The sequence below is a fragment of the Psychrosphaera sp. HA2-10 genome, assembly GCF_055693745.1.
Genome location: NZ_CM146341.1, coordinates 2,919,419 through 2,938,686, shown reverse-complemented (window position 1 = coordinate 2,938,686; position 19,268 = coordinate 2,919,419). Strand labels below are relative to the sequence as shown.

Below are 19,268 nucleotides of genomic sequence, written 5' to 3'. Positions count from 1 at the left end.
GGACTTTACATGTTTAGCAACGAACAACTTGATATTGATTTTCTTCCCGACTTTAATGCTGTTGATTATCAAATGATGGATCCCAAATCTCCCATTGAACAGCTTATCGGGTGGTTAATTACTTTTTTTATTGTTGCTGCTGTATTAGTAACAGGCTGGCTAGTTCTTGGCATACCTAACGATGTCACTCTGTACATTACCGGCGCTTTTTCTGCCGTTATCGTTTGGGTCGTTTACTATATTTTCGCGAGTCACAAGCAAAGAGGCATTGCCCTCAGAGAGCAAGATATCTTGTATCGTCGAGGTCTTATTTGGCGAACCACAACAATTATCCCTTTTAATCGTATACAACATATAGAAACGCAACGTGGTATTTTTGAGCGAAAGCTGGGTTTAGCAACAATAAAAATATTTAGTGCTGGCGGACTTTCCTCAGATTTAGTTATCAATGGGTTAAGCGTGTACAGAGCATCACAAATAAGGCAACTCATTTTAGAAAAGGCAAACTCGGAAACATTTAATAATGACTAATGTAATCGCCGATTCTACAAAAAAAAGTGAATCTGATTGGCACCGCTTGTCGCCCTTCTCTATCGTTTTTTTCATCTTTAACTTTACGATTCGCTTTATAAAAGATGGCATTATTAACTTAGCGCCAGCGCTCGCTATTTTCATCACTCAAGTTGAGGACAAGCTATTTTGGCTAGGTATAGCGGGTATCACTCTAGTTGTTGGCCTAATTATTTACTCAATTCTTTACTATCAGAATTTTCGTTACCGCGTAACGGAAGGCCAAGTTATTCTTCGTCGCGGCATATTAAATAAAGAGCGCACTACCTTAGCCTTTGAAAAAGTACAAAACGTTAATCTTGCTACGCCAATTTATTTTGAGCCACTAAAGTTAGTTAATTGTATTTTCGACTCGGCAGGATCTGCACAGAAAGAGATAAGCCTTCCTGGTATTTCCATTGATTATGCTGAAACCGTTCGAACGGATATCTTCAGCTACAAACAGAAGCAATCCACCATTAAATCTAATGACGACATCAATGAAGAAAGCGAGCAACGTGATGTTTTTGCTGCGTCAGACCCTATAATTAAGTTATCACTTGGTGAAATTGCTCGATTTGGTTTATCGTCAAATATGACCTTTATTTTACTGGCGGTCTTAGCACCGTTTATGGATTCAATCGTTGTTTTTGCAAAGGCCTCCATCGTCCCCAATATAGTTTCATTGTTAAATTTATTCTTCCCACAAAGCCCATTATTAAATGTCTTTGCCACCATATTTTTTGTCACCGTTGTCATTTTATTTGCTGTATTGTTATCAGTACTTTCCTCTATTGTTCAGTTTTATAACTTTGAATTATTTAACGAAGGCAAACAACTAAAGCGAACTGCTGGGTTATTTGAAAAGCATCAAATTTCAATTGCTAAACATCGAGTTCAAGCAATATCTATCAAACAAAATTGGGTATTCAAGCTACTACGACGCGTCACTATGCAATTTCATCAGTTGGCTATTGCCCACGGTCAAAATGCGAAGAATAAAAACAATCTGTCAATTCCAACATTATCTCCTGACGCTTGGCATAGTATTGTTCATACAACATACGGAAATTTAGATACCGAGCAGATTAATTTTATTGGTATAAGCACTAGATATCTATCTCACTGTATCGCGGTATTTTGGCTCACACCATTAACCATAGCAGCGCTGCTACTTATGCACCTTGATACGTCTTGGATTTGGCTAATTGCCTGTACACCTATCGGTGGTTTGCTGGTATATCTTCGTTGGCGACGTTTTGGGTTGTGGTTTAATGACGATTATGTCGCAATTAGAAGTGGCTTTATCGGTCAAAAAATATCTATTATTCCGCTTTATAAAATTCAGAATATTGGGCAAGTTCAAACGCCGATGTTACGTAGGAATAATTTAGCAAGCGTTGTACTGCAACTACCTTATGGAAAAGAGACAATACCTTTTCTTCCAAAAAGAAAAGCGCGTGCCTTCTTAAACCTATGTGCTTATAAAATGGAAAGCAGTACTAAGCACTGGCTTTAATCGCGCCAGAATGCCGGTGTAAATAGAACTAACAAAGTGAATACTTCTAAACGTCCAAATACCATGGCTAGCATTAGAACCCATTTGCCAGTATCTGTAACACTAGAGTAGTTTTGTGCAACTTCACCTAGACCTGGGCCTAAGTTATTTAGGCTCGCTGCTGTCGCTGTAAATGCCGATAAGTTGTCCAAACCTGTACCAACCAACGCCAGCATGATTAATACAAATACTAAAGTGTAAGCAGAGAAAAATCCCCAAACAGCTTCGACAACACGATCCGGTAATGCTTTTTTACCAAGCTTTATTGAATATATCGCTTTAGGGTGAACCAGTCGATTAAGCTCGCGCATGCCTTGTTTGAACAGTAACACAACTCGAACTACTTTTAGTCCACCGCCGGTCGAGCTAGCACAACCACCAATAAACGAGCTGAATATTAACAATATTGGTAAAAATACCGGCCATGCTGCAAAGTTCGTTGTAGCAAAACCTGCGGTAGTAGACATGGACACAGACTGAAGTAAGGCTTGATCTAGCGCCTCTAAGCGACCACCGTATACCTCATACTCTACCAACATATAAAAACACAATATTGCTAAGGCTAATTGTATTGCCAAAAAGGCTTTATATTCTGGATCTCTAAGGTAATGCATCAAGGATTTATTTCTAAACGCAGCAAAATGCAATGAAAAGTTTGCGGCTGCAATTAACAAAAACACCACGCAAACCATGTTGATTGCAGGACTGTTGAAATAGGCAAGGCTCGCATCATGAGTCGAAAATCCGCCAATTGCGATGGTTGAGAACGCGTGGCAAATTGCATCAAACACAGACATACCGGCAATCCAATAACACAGGCCACAAGCTAATGTGAGTATGACGTATATGTACCACAAGTGTTTTGCCGTATCGGCTATTCGTGGTGTCATCTTGCTGTCTTTCATTGGGCCTGGGGTTTCAGCACGATATAACTGCATACCACCAACACCTAATAACGGCAAAATAGCGACAGCTAATACGATAATACCCATACCGCCTAACCACTGTAATTGCTGTCGGTAAAATTGAAATGACTTGGGAAGCTCATCCAACCCAGTTAATACCGTCGCTCCAGTAGTGGTTAGTCCTGAAAAGGATTCAAAAAACGCATCGGCAATTTTAATTTCAGGTGATACAGAAAAGATGAAAGGTAAGGCACCAAATGAGCCCAGAACTAACCAAAAAAAGACAACAATTAAAAAGCCTTCCCTTGCTCTTAGATCTGATTTTTGATGACGATTCGGATAGTAAATTAAACCACCTGCACCAAGAGCAAAGAAAAACGCAAGAACAAAAGGCAAAGCGCCACCATCACGATAAAAAACCGAAACGATGGACGGTGGTAACATGGCTAAACTGAAGATACAAACCAGTAAGCCTAGTATTCGAATAATGGCGCGATATTGCATTGTTTTTCTTATTCTTAATTACAGTCTGGTTATTCTAAACCAAGATCTCGTGTCATGTTCTCATTTTTCTCACGATGCACGATAATATTGTCTTCGATGCGAATCCCACCAAAAGGTTTAAGCTCTGTAACTTTATCCCAATTCACCATAGCGTGGCGTTCCGTACCAACTAAATCGCCAAGAAGTGAATCAATGAAGTACAAACCAGGCTCAACGGTAAATACCATATCAGCTTCAATTGGACGGGTTGTTCGTAAAAAAGGATGTTGTTTTGGCGAGGCAATGTGCGTGCCGCGCTCATCAGCCATAAAGCCGCCAATGTCGTGAACTTGCAATCCTAAGTGATGACCCAGACCATGTGGGAAAAACGTACTTGTTAAACCGCTTTCAACCGCTGTATCTGCACTTACATTGGTAATTCCAAACTCTTTTAGTATTGCACCGATGTGTTGGTGCGTTTGAATGTGCAAATCAACGTAGCTGCCACCTGGTTTTAAAGCGTTACCCATCTTAACGGTAACATCATCCAATGATTTTATAATATCACTGAACTGATTCTGCTCTTTTGTATAAGTACGAGTAATATCAGCTGCATAGCCATTGCATTGCGCGCCAGCGTCAATTAAGAAGCTACGATGTTGTTTAGGGGCAGCGCGGTCAAAGTGGGTGTAGTGCAAGATGGCTGCATTTTCGTTTAACGCGACAATATTGCCATAAGGTGTATCATTTTCCATCTGCTGGCTAGCGGCTAAGTAAGCTTGCTGAATTGAGTACTCTGAACCACCAGCTAAAAACTCATTTTTTGCCGCATTATGAGATAGTACGGCTAATCGGTTTGCTTCACGTAAACAATGTTTTTCATAATCCGATTTATACGCTCTGTGGTAATGAACAAAATTAACAACTGGCTCTGGATTAATGTGACCAAAGTTTAGCGCTTTAGCAACGTCTACATATTCGCCTAAATAAGCAAAATTAGCTTTATCATAAGGCAGTAACTTTTCTACTTCTGAAGGGTTTTTCAGATATTCAATATCAAAACATTCGGTCCAATACTCTGTCGGTTCATCTGGCACTTTGTGCCAAAAGTCGACTGGACGATAAAATATGAGTTTAGGTTTGTCAGTGCCATTTAAAATCAACCAACAATGAGGATTATCAATAACAGGCACCCAAGCCTTAAACTGAGGGTTAGGCTTAAATGGGTAGTACATATCGTCTAAGAATTGACGCATAGGTTGACCACTATGAATGACAATTCCGTCTAAACGTTCTTTTTGTACAATGTCTTTTGTTAACGCCTGTAAACGTTCAATATGAGCTGGATATGTCGCCGCTAAGTTATTCATTAGTGTCATTTTCTATACTCCTATTTGTATATGGTTAGGAGTGTAACACCGATATTTTGATACATTAAGCGCAGTCGTTAAATTTCCGGTTCAACCGTTAGACTTGTGATGTCAGCTGTAATACTTGTCTCTTCGTTCAGAAGGTGCTGGTAAACTTGTTTATATGCAACCACAGCCTTTACATAATTCCTTGTTTCTTTATACGGTATTGACTCTATCCAAGCGTCAGCATCAATTGATGTTTTTGGTAGCCACTTTTTAACTCTATTAAAGCCCGCATTGTATGATGCGGCGGCCAACACTAGATTTTGATCCGTTTTTGACAACAATTTCTCAAGATACGATGTGGCATACAATAAATTAGTATCTGGTTCGAACAAGTCGTACTTAGAAATACGCTGACGAGCCACTACAGAGGCAGTTGCAGGTTTGATTTGCATTAATCCTGCGGCTCCCGCTGATGAAAAAGCATCTTCAATGAAAGAACTTTCTCTACGTATAATCGCGTATATGAGACTCGCGGGTAAATCACTACTCAACGCATGTTTCTGAATAATATCGTTAAATGCCAAAGGAAAACGCAGTTCTACGTCATTTAAGTAATCAACTTTTGATAAGGTAAATATTGGCCTGTCTACCCAGCCAGACTCGGCGGCCAACTCAGCGGCTGCCAACATCAAATCATCAGGTAAATCGCTAACTAAGTAGTTCCACTCTTGCCTCGCCCGCAACAGAGAATTATTGTTGAACAATGCTAACGCTCGTTGAAATGTGGGGTGGTTTTCGATATTAGCTTTTACCGAAGCTTCAATCTCTAGTGGTTCGTGTCGCATTTTAAGTTTTTGGCCTAACGCGGATGCTGCCATAAAACCATAATAATCTCGGCGTTCTGCTAGTTCGCTTAATAATCGAGTTGCGTACTGCAGGTTACCTATTTCCATTTCTGATCGTGCCCGCCAAAAAACAACCGCTGGGTCTACTTGAAACAATTCCGGTAATTGATTAACTGTAGTCAACACGATATTCCAGTTGTTGGTTGCTAACGCTCTTGCTAATCGCCACTGCTTAACACTTTCATCAACAGTATCGTCAGGTAATTCATTTAAAAGCGTAAGTGAAATGGGCGATTTATTTACGGCCAATGCAACCGCTACCGTTTTATCAACATAAACGCTACCATCAATCTTTGAAAACACTGACTTTCCACTAGCCACCCACCACTTATAAAAACGCTCAGGGTTTGCAAACGCTAACTTACTAGCTTGTGATCGTAAAATCGCTAATTCATCTTTGTTTTTCAACAAAAAGAACCCTCGCTGATAAATTGAGTTAGGCTTAGACGCGGCTTTAATCCATAAGTCACTCAGATATTTTTTATGTTCGGGCAAATATCGTTTTAAATAACGTACTAAATTAAAGTTTTTAGATAATGCCGCCAACTCTATTCGTTTTAAAACGATGTCACTCGTTACTAAGTTGCTGTCGAACCACTTGTTAAAAACACCATCACACTGTTTGGGTAACGACTTGTTAGACACCCAAATATTTACGATCTCATTATGCAAACTTGTTACCTTTGCATTGCCGTCTAGTTGCCAACTCAAATACTGGCAATCTAAAGTAAGATCTATTCCGTACTGAAAGGCATCGAAAAACGCGTCACGGTAATTGTTATTGGCTAAATAATGTAACCACTTAACCTCTAAAGAGTTCGTAAATGGCGCTCCTTTAAACTCATTAACAAACTCATTTATGACCGCTTTTTTATCGATACTTAATGTTTTACTTAAATAAGAAGCTTTCGCGTAAGGGAATAAAGGATGCGAGTTAAATTGGTTTACTAGGCGAAGATATTCGTCAGTATTACCTGAGGATGCTATGTCTTCAAACTCCTCAAAAAGAAGTTCGGGTGTATGATTTATGTTCTCGCTGCTAGCTTTGTTTGTAGCACCTGCAAAAAGTGGTGATGATATAAGAAGAACAATACAAGCAAAGCTTTTTTTTCCGAGTTTTACAGCCATGAACAATCACCAAAGATGTACTGAGTATTTTAGTCTAAACTAACTTAACAAAAATCGTTGAGTGTTTGACCTTATTTTTAATATTCTTTGAGCAAATATTAATTTGTGCACTTTTCCTTACATGGCTATTTAAGGAAAAACATTGATTTTTGCGGTATTTAAGGCGACACTCACAAGACAATATCAACTGGTCGTACCATTTAATTTTGGGAGTACAACAATGATTTTTAAAGGCCAAACTGTCAATGTAACTATGGGTGAGCATGGAATTGCCCACTTTACATTCGATGCCCCTGGTTCAGTCAACAAGTTTGATCAACAAACTATTCAAGACTGTAAAGATGCTACAAAAGCGATTAATGAAGACAGCTCAATCAAAGCTGTGTTGTTCCGTTCTGCTAAATCAGCCTTTATTGTAGGTGCAGACATTACTGAGTTTTTAGAAACTTTTAAGCAAGACGAAAACATTCTTGTTGATTGGGTAAAGTCTAGCTCTGACATGTTTGACGGCATCGAAGACATCAAAGTCCCAACGCTAACGGCTATTTCTGGGTTTGCGTTAGGTGGTGGTTTTGAACTTTGTCTAGCAACTGACTTCCGTGTTGTAGACGAAACTGCACAAGTTGGTTTACCAGAAAACAACTTAGGCTTAATTCCTGGTTTTGGTGGTACGGTTCGTTTACCACGAGTTATTGGACCTGATAATGCTCTTGAATGGATTACATCTGCCCGTCCTAAAAAGCCAAAAGATGCGCTTAAAATGGGCGCGGTAGACGCGTTCACTAGCAACGATAAGATTATTGATGTAGCAACGTCTATGTTGTTACAAGCGATTGAAGGCAAACTAGATTGGCAAGCTCGCCGAGCTCAAAAACTAGCACCTATTCAATTTAGCCCTACTGAATTAGAAAACGCAGTGACTGTTGCCAAAACAATGGTAATGGCAAAAGCGGGTAAACATTACCCTGCGCCGGTTGCTGCTGTAGATAGCGTATATGAATCTGCGGGTATGACCCGTGACGAAGCGATGCGTGTTGAAAACCGTTACTTTGCAAAATTAGCTAAAACCGATGCAGCAACGGCCATGATTGGTAATTTCATGAATGACCAGTATGTTAAAGGTTTGGCGAAAAAAGCGGGTAAAGTAAATACTCACGAAGTTAAACAAGCTGCGGTACTAGGTGCTGGTATCATGGGCGGTGGTATTGCTTACCAGTCTGCTTCTAAAGGCACACCTATCGTAATGAAAGACATTGCACAGGGTGCGCTTGATCAAGGTATGGCGGAAGCTTCTAAAATACTTAACAAAAAGTTAGCTAAAGGTCGTATCGACGGTGTTAAGTTGGCAACAACCTTAAACAACATTCAGCCATCATTGAGCAACGAGTCATTAAAGTCAGCTGACTTTATTATCGAAGCGGTTGTTGAGAATCCGAATGTAAAAGCGTCAGTTCTTGCTGAAGTAGAAGGTTTAGTTGAAGACAATGCCATCATTACTTCAAACACATCAACCATCTCTATCAATCGTTTAGCAAAAAGCCTAAAACGTCCAGAAAACTTCTGTGGTATGCACTTCTTCAACCCAGTGCCATTAATGCAGTTAGTGGAAGTAATCCGCGGCGAAAACACATCTGATGCAACTATTGCTGCAACGGTTGCCTACGCTACTAAGATGGGTAAAACAGCGATTGTGGTTAATGACTGTGCTGGTTTCTTCGTAAACCGCGTATTGTTCCCTTACTTCGCTGGTTTCAGCTTATTACTTAACGACGGCGCACACTTTGCCCAAGTTGATAAAGTGATGGAACGTGAGTTCGGCTGGCCAATGGGTCCTGCGATGTTATTAGATGTTGTAGGTATCGATACGGCTGATCATTGTACTGACGTAATGGCAGAAGCCTTCCCAACAAGAATGCAAAAGCTAGAAAAAGACCCCATTTCTGTTCTTTATAATAGTAAAATGTTTGGTCAGAAAAATGGTAAAGGCTTTTACGAGCACTCTAAAGACAAGCGCGGACGTCCTCAAAAGCAAATTAAAGATGAAACACTATCTTTATTGGGTGACGTTGCAGCAATGGACAAAGAGTTCGATAAAGCAGACATCATTGACCGCTTAATGATCCCGATGATTAACGAAACTATTCGTTGTCTTGAGGAAGGTATTGTTGCCTCTCCTTCTGAAGCTGATATGGCGCTTTTATATGGTATTGGTTTCCCTCCATTCCGCGGTGGTGTATTCCGTTACGTTGATACGGTAGGTCTTGCTAACTTCGTTGCTAAAGCCGACAAGTACAAAGACCTAGGTGAGATTTATCATGTAACTGATAAAACACGTCAAATGGCTGAAGCTGGTCAAACTTTTTATGGCACATACACAGGTAAGTAGGAGCGAATAAAATGAAAAATGTAGTGATTATAGATTGCGTTCGTACTGCAATGGCAAAAGCCAGAAATGGTATGTTCGAAAATGTACGTGCTGAAGACTTATCAGCGGCAGTAATGAAGTCTTTGCTAGAGCGTAACCCAAAGGTTAACCCAGCAGAGCTTGATGATGTAATCTGGGGTTGTGTAATGCAAACTCTAGAGCAAGGTTTTAACGTAGGCCGTCAAGCTGCTTTATTGGCGGGTATTCCGACGTCAGTTCCTGCTGTAACAGTTAACCGCTTATGTGGCTCTTCTATGCAAGCCCTTCATGATGCAGCCAACAAGATAATGGCTGATCAAGGCGACATGTTTATTATTGGTGGTGTTGAGCATATGACTCACGTTCCAATGACACACGGCTTAGATTTCCACCCAGGATTAAACTTAAACACAGCACAAGCTGCTGGCTCAATGGGCCTAACAGCAGAAGCGCTTGCTCGAAAACATGGCATTAGCCGTGAGCAACAAGATGAGTTTGGTGTTCGTTCACACCGTTTAGCTTATGAAGCCTCTCTAGAAGGTCGTTTTGCTAATGAAATCATTGCTGTTGAAGGCCATGACGAAAATGGTGCATTAACCATGTGTGACTACGACGAAGTAATTCGTCCACAAACTACAATGGAAACAGTTTCACCACTTCGTCCAGTGTTTAACCCGGTAAATGGCACAGTAACAGCGGCAACGTCTTCTGCATTGTCTAATGGTGCCTCAGGCATGTTAGTGATGAGCGAAGAAAAAGCCAATGAGCTTGGTCTTAAGTATCGCGCTAAAATTAAAGCAATGGGTGTGTCTGGTTGTGAGCCTTCAACTATGGGTTGGGGTCCAGTTCCTGCCACTGAAAAAGCACTTAAACGTGCAAACATTGATATTCAAGACATAGGTCAATTTGAATTAAACGAAGCATTCGCCGCTCAAGCATTGTCTGTTGTTAAAGGCTTAGGCATTGAAAATCGTATGGATGATATTAATCCAAACGGTGGCGCTATTGCACTTGGTCACCCACTTGGTTGTTCAGGCTCGAGAATATCTACAACGCTGATTAACAATATGGAAAGAGCGGACGCTAAGTATGGTCTAGCAACTATGTGTATTGGTTTTGGCCAAGGTATTGCGACTATTTTTGAACGTCCATAACCTGAAATAACGTCAAATAACGAAAGTGCAATGGACATGATCCATTGCACTTTTTTTTTATCGTTATAAAATTCCATTCATCTTTTGTTACATTTAGTTATTAATAACTATTTTAGCTAAAACTATTAGAGACATAGTTATGATAGAAACGGACAAGGTCCTAGATGCTTTAGGCCTGCGTTGCCCAGAGCCAGTAATGATGATTCGAAAAGAAGTTCGTAGCATGGCCATAGGGGAAACTCTGTTAGTAAAAGCTGACGACCCTGCTACAGTGAGAGATATTCCGTCTTTTTGTCGCTTTATGGGACACGAGCTCATTGAGCAAAATATTGACGAAACCCCTTTTATTTTTGTAGTAAAAAAGGGAACATAAATAAAGGCATTTTAAAGGATTTCTCGTAATGCAAAAAAAGCATGAAAAGTGGCATCGCTATATAAACACAGATAATGTGCAGAACGTGGAACAAGTTCGCCAGAACACTTCCTTATTGGCAATGATTTCATTGGCTGTTGTAGTTTTATCTGGACTACTTATTGCTAATTACGATAAATACTCACCTTTCTTGTCGTCGTCTCTTGCCGGAACACTGATTTTGGTTTTAATAAGTGCGTTTTTGTTTTACTTAACGTCCTTTAAACAACTCGGCAGAATTGTACTTTGCACTGGCGTATTGATATTTAATGCTTGTTTAATTTACTCAGGTGGAACAGAGAATACCGCTCTATATTGGGTAATGTATTACCCGCTAATTGTCTACTCTATTATGGGTCCAAAATGGGGTTCGTACTTCTCCGGCGCGTTTGTTGTGATGAGTTTTTACATGTTATATACAGACGGTATTCTAATAGCTAGCTATGGTGAGGCTGAGAAGAGTCGCTTTTTACTTTCTACAATAGTTATCATTATATTTTCTTTTATCAACGAATATTATCGTTATCAAAGCCATTCAAAAATTGAAACGGTTTCCATCAAGCACAAGCAAGATGCAAATACTGACGCACTTACAGATATACCGAATCGACGTTTTTTAGAAGCGTCGTACTTTCCATATTTAAAGACCAACGCAGGCCTGCTGTTGCCAGCTTCATTAATAATGACGGATATAGATCATTTTAAAGTAATAAATGATACTTATGGACACGATGTTGGCGATAAAGCCATCGTACATGCTGTTAATGTAATTAAAAAAGCACTAAGGAATACTGACGTTCTGTGCCGTGTTGGCGGTGAAGAGTTTTTAATTTGTATACCTCAAATGGGTATAGATAAGGCAACAAAGATAGCCGAGAAAATTAGAGTTTCATTGCAGGAGACTCCTCTCATTTTAGAAGATGGTAAGCCGTTAACCATCCGAAGTAGTTTTGGCGTTTCAGAAATCACAAATAGCGATGACTTTAGTACGGCAATAAAGTCTGCAGACGACAGGCTGTATAAAGCCAAAGAACAAGGCCGAAATAGAGTTGTAGCATTCTAACGTTATCGTTGAATAAGTTTATAGCTCATTAATAAATAGTTGATTTACAAGTCAGTCAGTAAAGTAAAGTCGAGCTTAATCGTGTCTAATTTTCTGTGATGGTAAGACTGACGATTTGCCCTAGTACAATATCAAGGGTAAATATGTAACTGCCCTTCTTTTTTGGGTAAAATGTAAAAGCATTAGCTAATGGCATTAAGCTATCGTTATTTTCTTTTGACGAGCAAGCTAATGACCGTGTTTCATTTAACTTTATCTCTTTATTCGTTCCTTCGGAAACACCACAGTTCCGGCCAACAGACCAAGCCTTATCAGCAATTTTAATATTATAGGGTTTACCGTCATTTTGAATTTCTGCTACAACTTTGGCTTTTCCATCATCAAACTTTTTAAATTCATACTTTGCCTGTGCTTCCCACCAAGAAAATTCAGAACGTAAATAAATTCCGGTTGAGTCCTTTTGTGCATGATTAGCACAACTTGATAGCAGCATAGTGACAATAATTATGAATGTGTTTTTCATTTTATTTCTCGTTTAATAATGACTATTTTGGTGTTTGCCATGTTTTTACTAAGCCATCAATATTAGGCAATTATTAGCTGTCATAATACGAAGCAATATTGAGGCCAAATGCCTAAGTAAAAAAAAACCCAGTGTTTAAACTGGGCTTTCATATCAATTGTAAGGCTATAAAACTGAAATATCAGCCGTGTGCATAAACAAAGACTGTAAACGTCCTAGAATCGCATAACGGTTGTTTTTAATAGCTTCGTTTTCATCATTAACCATTACATTTTCAAAAAACGTATCAATTTCTGTTTGTAATGCGGCTAACGCCGTTAACCCTTTGCTATAATCGCCGTTAGTAAAATCAGCTTCAACACCTGGGCCAATAGCTGCTATTTTACTTACGAGTTGTTTTTCTGCATCTTCAGCAAGTAATGTTTCATTTATTGCATCAAAACTCGTCTTTGCATTTTTATTCAATATGTTATTTACACGTTTGTTTGCTGCAGCTAACGCTTTTGCTTCCGGCAATTTAGAAAACTCGACTACCGCTTTTAGGCGTTTATCAAAGTCTAATGCAGAGGTAGGCTTTTTAACTTCAACAGCTCTTATAACCTCTACTGTTACGCCGTGATCACGATAGTGCGCCTCGAAACGGCCTAACATGAAATCAAACACATCATTTATAACATTGGTATTTGTTAACTTATTGCCAAATAACGTTGATGAGAATGTAGCAAGATCTTTAAAATCTAGAACAAGTTCTTTCTCTATCATGATACGAATAATACCAATCGCAGCGCGACGCAATGCGAATGGATCCTTATCACCCTTAGGAAATTGTCCGATTCCAAAAATACCCACTAACGTGTCAAATTTGTCTGCTAAGGCAACCGCACATGCTTCTAGTGATGTCGGTAATTCATCACCAGCGAAACGTGGTAAATACTGCTGGTATAACGCGTCGGCTACTACTGGGCTTTCGCCGTCATTTAGTGCGTAGTATTTACCCATCACACCTTGTATGTCGGTAAACTCCATAACAACTTCTGTCATTAGATCTGTTTTTGCTAACAAACCCGCTCTCTTAGCATGATCGGCATTCGCATTAATTTGCGTTGCGATATAACCCGCCAATTCCGAAATACGTTCTGACTTTTCTTTTAATGTTCCAAGTTGCTTTTGAAACAAAACACTTTCTAAGCTGCTAAGTCTAGACTCAAGGGTCTTTTTCTTGTCAGTGTTGTAAAAGAATTCAGCATCTGCTAATCGAGGACGAATTACTTTTTCATTTCCTTCGATGACAGCACTTGGCTGCTTACTTTCAATGTTACTAATAAATAAAAATTTCGGTAACAAACTTCCGTTTTCGTCTAGCATCGGAAAGTACTTTTGGTCGTCCTTCATCGTATAAATTAAGGCTTCTTGTGGTACCTCTAAAAACTTGTCTTCAAATGTTCCAACTAATGCAACTGGCCATTCAACTAATGATGTAACTTCGTCTAACAAATCGACGTCGCCTTTAACAACAGCATTATTAACTTCACATATTTGTGCGATTTGAGTTTTAATTGCGGTTTGACGCTCATTAAAATCGACCATTACATATGCTTGCTTTAGCTCTTCTACATAGCTGTCAGCATTCGTGATAGTCACTTTACCACGATGATGAAATCTATGACCTTGTGATTGATTTGAAGATGTTAGACCAAGCACCTCAATTGGAATTACTTTGTCACCGAACATAGTAATTAGTGTATGCACTGGACGTATGAATTCTGCATCACTTGAACCCCAACGCATTGGTTTAGGGATCGGCAGCTGTTTTAGTGCGGCTTTAACAAAACCTTCTAATAGGTCATTTAGTGTTTTACCCGGCACGACGGCTTTGTGAAGTAACCATTCGCCTTTATCCGTCGATAATCTAGTCGCTTCAGAGATATCGATTCCACAACCTCTTGCCCAGCCGAGGGCAGCTTTTGTAGCATTACCGTCTGCATCAAACGCAGCGGACGTCGCTGGACCACGTTTTTCTACAGATTTATCAGCTTGATTAAATTCTAAATTTGTTACTCGGATAGCTAATCTTCTTGGGGCTGCTAGCCATTCTATATTGTCAAAGCTTAACTCTGCTTGCTTAAGCTGTGCTTCAAAGCCATCTTTAAAGCTTACCGCTAGTTTCTTGAGGGCTTTTGGTGGTAGTTCTTCCGTACCTAGTTCTATTAAAAAATTATCTTTCATATTAATGCCCTACTATTTTGAAACTTGATCGCTACACATTGGGAAACCTAATGCCTCACGAGCATCATAATATGCTTGTGCAACGGCTTTTGATAAAGCTCGAACTCGTAAGATATAGCGCTGACGTTCAGTTACGGATATCGCATGGCGAGCGTCTAACATGTTGAATGCGTGTGACGCTTTCATTACTTGCTCATACGCCGGTAAAGGTAAACTTTTTTCAATTAGTAGCTGACTTGCTTTTTCGGCTTCATCAAACTCTTTAAAAAGTGTATCTACGTCCGCATATTCGAAGTTGTAGGTTGATTGTTCAACTTCATTTTGGTGGAAAACATCGCCATAAGTTACTTTGCCCATAGGGCCGTCAGTCCACACTAAGTCATAGATGCTATCTACGCCTTGTAAGTACATGGCTAAACGCTCTAAACCATATGTTATTTCGCCAGTAACTGGTTTACATTCAAGTCCGCCAACTTGTTGGAAGTAGGTAAACTGTGTTACTTCCATACCATTTAGCCAAACCTCCCAGCCAAGCCCCCAAGCACCAAGTGTTGGCGACTCCCAGTTGTCTTCTACGAAACGAATATCATGGACTAGAGTATCGATACCTAGCTCTTCTAGAGAACCAAGGTACAACTCTTGGATATTGTCTGGTGATGGTTTTAGCATCACTTGAAACTGGTAGTAATGTTGCAAACGGTTAGGGTTTTCGCCATATCGACCATCTGTCGGTCTACGACACGGCTGAACATAAGCTGAACTAATTGGCTCAGGTCCTAACGAGCGTAAAAACGTCATAGGATGAAACGTTCCTGCCCCAACTGGTAAATCCAAAGGCTGGATTATTACACAACCTTGTCTAGCCCAATATTCTTGTAACGCCAATATTAGACCTTGGAATGTATCGATATTATATTTGCTCATGATTTGTCTTTACCAATTTTACTTTGTCGTAAAAATTCAAACTCTTAAATAAATAAAGCCTAGCAGTTTAGAACGACTAGGCTTCTTAAATTAACGCATAACTTATACGTCTAAGTTAGCAACTTTAAGGGCGTTCTGATCAATAAACGCTCTTCTAGGTTCAACATGATCACCCATTAGTGTAGTAAACAGTTGATCACAGCCAATTGCGTCCTCAATTGTAACTTGCAGCATACGACGGGATTCAGGATCCATTGTTGTTTCCCAAAGTTGCTCTGGATTCATTTCACCCAGACCTTTATAGCGCTGAATGTATAAGCCACGCTTTGATTCTTTCATTAGCCAGTCTACGGCCATTCCGAAATCGTCTACAGGGAAACGTTTTTCACCACGACTTACGTAAGCGCCATCTTCCAATAAATCAATATTGATTTCGCCTACAGAGCTTATTTCTTTAAACTCAGTAGAGTTAATAAAGTCTTTTGTTAATGTATAGTCTCTGTCTACACCATGCTGACGAACACGGATTGTTGGAACCCAAATATTACGCTCTTCATCGCGATTGATAACGGCATTATAGATTACTGACTCTGTTTCTTTATCGTTAAGATATTTAACAAATGACTCTAGCCAGTCTGTAATGGTTGCTTCGTCTTTCAACTTGTCATCAGTTAACGGGCGGAAGAACATTAGGTTACGTAATATTTCTATATTAATTTTTTTCTTAAGCCTAGAAATACCGTTTTCAGCTTTGTGATACTGTTTGATTAACTTTTCTAATTCAACACCGTTTATTGCTGGCGCATCTTGATTTACATGAAGCGTAGCTCCCTCAAGGGCAAGTGTTGTTAAGTATTCAGTCAATACTTCATCATCTTTAATATAGCGCTCTTGTTTACCTTTTTTAACTTTATATAACGGTGGTTGCGCAATATAAATATAACCTCGCTCTACAAGCTCGGGCATTTGACGATAGAAAAATGTAAGTAAAAGAGTTCGTATATGCGATCCATCGACGTCGGCATCGGTCATGATAATGATATTGTGGTAACGCAATTTTTCAGGATTGTATTCGTCACGACCTATACCGCAACCAAGTGCTGTTATAAGTGTTCCAACTTCCTGAGACGAAATCATTTTATCAAAACGTGCTTTTTCAACGTTAAGGATTTTGCCTTTTAACGGTAAGATTGCTTGGTTTTTACGGTTACGACCTTGTTTTGCAGAACCACCGGCCGAGTCACCCTCCACTATATATAGTTCAGATTTTGACGGGTCTTTTTCTTGGCAATCTGCCAACTTACCAGGTAAACCAGCAATATCTAACGCACCTTTTCGGCGTGTCATTTCACGTGCTTTTCTTGCCGCTTCTCGCGCTCTTGCCGCATCCACTATTTTCATAATGATGTTTTTAGCAACCGATGGATTCTCAATTAGGTATTCACCTAACTTTTCACCCATAGCTTGTTCAACCGCCGATTTAACTTCTGAAGAGACTAATTTATCTTTTGTTTGAGAAGAAAATTTAGGATCTGGTACTTTTACAGAAATTACAGCCGTTAAACCTTCTCTTGCGTCATCACCACTAGCAGAAACATCTACAGAGCTTTTTCCTTTGCCTTTGTTCAGACCTTCAGATGTCATGTAGTTGTTCAGCGTACGAGTTAATGCGCCGCGGAATCCACTTAAATGAGTTCCACCATCTCGCTGAGGAATATTATTTGTAAAACATAGAATGTGCTCTTTATAAGAGTCATTCCATTGCATCGCTACCTCAACCACAATGCCATCATCTTTTTCTAATGAGAAGTAGAAGATTTCTTCATTAACAGAGTTTTTATTCTGATTTAAATATTCTACAAAAGCTTTGATACCGCCTTCAAAGAAGAAGTGTTCTTTTTTATCTTCGTCACGCTCATCCATGATACGAATTGAAACGCCTGAGTTTAAGAAAGAAAGCTCTCGTATACGTTTAACTAATATATCAAAGTGGAAAGTCACATCTGAAAATATTGTTGCACTAGGCCAAAAACGAACTTCAGTACCAGTTTCAGTTGCCTCACCAACTACTGCTAGAGGCTCTACAGGCTCACCTAAATGATATTCTTGTTCATGTACTTTGCCATCACGACGAACTGTTAAAACAAGCTTGTCACTTAACGCGTTTACAACTGAAACACCAACACCATGAAGACCACCAGATACTTTATATCCAGAATCTTCTCCACCGAATTTACCACCGGCGTGAAGAACGGTCATGATTACTTCCGCAGCTGATACACCTTCTTCAGGGTGAATTTCTGTCGGGATTCCACGACCGTTATCTCGAACAGAAACAGATCCATCCAAGTGAATTTTTACAACTATATCGCTACAGTGGCCGGCTAAGGCTTCATCAATAGAGTTATCTAGTATTTCAAACACCATGTGGTGTAGGCCAGAACCATCATCAGTATCACCGATGTACATTCCAGGACGTTTTCGAACTGCATCAAGGCCTTTTAAGACTTTAATACTAGACGAACCATATTCATTTTCTACGGACATAACTGCTCCATATTCTCTGGTTTAATTGCTCCATGTTCCACGTGGAACACATTCACAGAATTAGTATATTTTTTAAATTCCATTGCTATTTTACTTTCTATCCCTGTTACAAATACTTGAGCTTCAGAATTTAACAACATCTCAAGCATTGTTTCACGCGTAAACTCATCTACTTCGGAAGGCAAGTCATCAATCAAAAGTAACATATTTTTGTTACTAATGTTTTTTACCAACCTAACCATCCCGACTTCCAGTAAGTAAAACAACATTTTACTTTGGCCTCGAGATAGCATATTTGTAATATCTTCACCGTTTTGGGTGAAGAGTATATCTGCCTTACTTGGGCCGAAGCCTACTTGTCTATATTTCTGATCCTTAAATATTTGCGCTCTTATCGCACTATCTAAGTCATCTGTTGCATCAAAAATTTTTGATTTATATTTAATTTCTATCGCTTTCAGTAATTCTACTGTTTCTTGATTTTGTAACGAACGAGTCAATTCATTTAGCATTGGCTGCAGTAGGTTTACGATAAATTGGTTTCGATAGTCTTCTACTTTTGCTGCACTATTAACCAAACCTTTGTACCAAAACACCAGTTCTCTCTGGTCCGCGTTACCCGTTTTTAATAACGCGTTTATTTGCTTCTGCTGCTTTTGATAGTCTGACCAACACTTTTGATATTCATGTTCCACGTGGAACAATCCAAAATCTAAAAAACCTCGGCGAGCTTTAGGACTACTAAAAAACACGTCAAAACTCTCTGGTGTTATTAGTTGAACTGGAAATAATGACGTGCCTTCTGACAACCTATTAAGAATTTCGCCATCAAGCTTTAATCGACTATTTCCTTTTTCGTCTAGATCTAAACCTAAACGGTGTTCACCATTTTGTTCTAATAGAGCAGCAACTGCTAAATAACTTTCATCCACATTGATTAAATGATTTCGTTTATTGCTTCTGAAAGATCTTGCTCTACTTAAAAAATAAAGAGCCTCAAGTAAACTCGTTTTACCGCTACCATTCTTACCATAGAAACAGTTAACGCTAGCGCTTGTATCAATTGATATGTTTCTTAAGTTTCTAAACCCAACAACATTTACTTTTTTTACAAGCATTAAAATAACGA

At 39.4% G+C, this 19,268-nt stretch carries 14 protein-coding genes; 6 read left to right on the top strand and 8 right to left on the bottom strand.

The genetic code is table 11. The features are described 5' to 3' along the window. Nucleotides 1-9 precede the first annotated feature (9 nt). Nucleotides 10-531, top strand: a complete 522-nt coding sequence (locus tag ACZ1GV_RS13345; protein WP_472674590.1) for a PH domain-containing protein — start codon at nucleotides 10-12, stop codon at nucleotides 529-531. Next, a complete protein-coding gene (locus ACZ1GV_RS13340) occupies nucleotides 524-2,068 on the top strand; it encodes a PH domain-containing protein (RefSeq protein ID WP_472674589.1) in 1,545 nt (514 codons plus the stop codon). The genes ACZ1GV_RS13345 and ACZ1GV_RS13340 overlap by 8 nt, the downstream gene beginning before the upstream one ends. Here the strand turns inward: ACZ1GV_RS13340 and ACZ1GV_RS13335 are convergent. From ACZ1GV_RS13335 to ACZ1GV_RS13325, 3 genes are all read right to left on the bottom strand, one after another. Then, nucleotides 2,065-3,516 carry a TrkH family potassium uptake protein gene (locus ACZ1GV_RS13335; RefSeq protein ID WP_472674588.1) on the bottom strand — a complete coding sequence of 484 codons (1,452 nt, stop codon included), beginning with the start codon at nucleotides 3,514-3,516 and terminating at the stop codon, nucleotides 2,065-2,067. The two genes, ACZ1GV_RS13340 and ACZ1GV_RS13335, sit on opposite strands and share 4 nt — an antisense overlap. Nucleotides 3,517-3,545: 29 nt before the next feature. Continuing rightward, nucleotides 3,546-4,865 carry a Xaa-Pro dipeptidase gene (pepQ, locus tag ACZ1GV_RS13330; RefSeq protein WP_472675901.1) on the bottom strand — a complete coding sequence of 440 codons (1,320 nt, stop codon included), beginning with the start codon at nucleotides 4,863-4,865 and terminating at the stop codon, nucleotides 3,546-3,548. A gap of 77 nt (nucleotides 4,866-4,942) precedes the next feature. Next, entirely contained in the window at nucleotides 4,943-6,886 is a 1,944-nt protein-coding gene (locus ACZ1GV_RS13325; RefSeq protein WP_472674587.1) for a lytic transglycosylase domain-containing protein, read from the bottom strand. Nucleotides 6,887-7,106: 220 nt separating this feature from the next. Here ACZ1GV_RS13325 and fadB point away from each other — a divergent pair, with 220 nt between their 5' ends. From fadB to ACZ1GV_RS13305, 4 genes are all read left to right on the top strand, one after another. Further along, nucleotides 7,107-9,272: a fatty acid oxidation complex subunit alpha FadB gene (gene fadB / locus ACZ1GV_RS13320; protein WP_472674586.1), complete on the top strand. Its 2,166-nt coding sequence runs from the start codon at nucleotides 7,107-7,109 to the stop codon at nucleotides 9,270-9,272. A gap of 11 nt (nucleotides 9,273-9,283) precedes the next feature. After that, nucleotides 9,284-10,444 (top strand): acetyl-CoA C-acyltransferase FadA, encoded by a 1,161-nt coding sequence (gene fadA, locus ACZ1GV_RS13315; protein ID WP_472674585.1) that lies wholly within the window; start codon nucleotides 9,284-9,286, stop codon nucleotides 10,442-10,444. Between the two features lie 139 nt (nucleotides 10,445-10,583). Further along, complete coding sequence (gene tusA, locus ACZ1GV_RS13310) at nucleotides 10,584-10,817, top strand: sulfurtransferase TusA (RefSeq protein WP_472674584.1); 234 nt, start codon at nucleotides 10,584-10,586, stop codon at nucleotides 10,815-10,817. A gap of 28 nt (nucleotides 10,818-10,845) precedes the next feature. After that, nucleotides 10,846-11,919, top strand: coding sequence for a GGDEF domain-containing protein (locus ACZ1GV_RS13305; protein ID WP_472674583.1), 1,074 nt, complete (start codon nucleotides 10,846-10,848; stop codon nucleotides 11,917-11,919). Nucleotides 11,920-12,004: 85 nt separating this feature from the next. Here ACZ1GV_RS13305 and ACZ1GV_RS13300 read toward each other — a convergent pair whose 3' ends face one another. The 5 genes from ACZ1GV_RS13300 to recF all read right to left on the bottom strand — a co-directional run bounded on the left by ACZ1GV_RS13300 (nucleotide 12,005) and on the right by recF (nucleotide 19,257). After that, nucleotides 12,005-12,442 carry a hypothetical protein gene (locus tag ACZ1GV_RS13300; protein ID WP_472674582.1) on the bottom strand — a complete coding sequence of 146 codons (438 nt, stop codon included), beginning with the start codon at nucleotides 12,440-12,442 and terminating at the stop codon, nucleotides 12,005-12,007. Between the two features lie 165 nt (nucleotides 12,443-12,607). Continuing rightward, nucleotides 12,608-14,668: a glycine--tRNA ligase subunit beta gene (gene glyS / locus ACZ1GV_RS13295; RefSeq protein WP_472674581.1), complete on the bottom strand. Its 2,061-nt coding sequence runs from the start codon at nucleotides 14,666-14,668 to the stop codon at nucleotides 12,608-12,610. 12 nt (nucleotides 14,669-14,680) lie between these two features. Further along, nucleotides 14,681-15,592 carry a glycine--tRNA ligase subunit alpha gene (gene glyQ / locus ACZ1GV_RS13290; RefSeq protein ID WP_472674580.1) on the bottom strand — a complete coding sequence of 304 codons (912 nt, stop codon included), beginning with the start codon at nucleotides 15,590-15,592 and terminating at the stop codon, nucleotides 14,681-14,683. 102 nt (nucleotides 15,593-15,694) lie between these two features. Then, entirely contained in the window at nucleotides 15,695-18,139 is a 2,445-nt protein-coding gene (gyrB, locus tag ACZ1GV_RS13285; RefSeq protein ID WP_472674579.1) for a DNA topoisomerase (ATP-hydrolyzing) subunit B, read from the bottom strand. Next, a complete protein-coding gene (gene recF, locus ACZ1GV_RS13280) occupies nucleotides 18,130-19,257 on the bottom strand; it encodes a DNA replication/repair protein RecF (RefSeq protein WP_472674578.1) in 1,128 nt (375 codons plus the stop codon). The genes gyrB and recF overlap by 10 nt, the downstream gene beginning before the upstream one ends. Nucleotides 19,258-19,268: the final 11 nt, after the last annotated feature.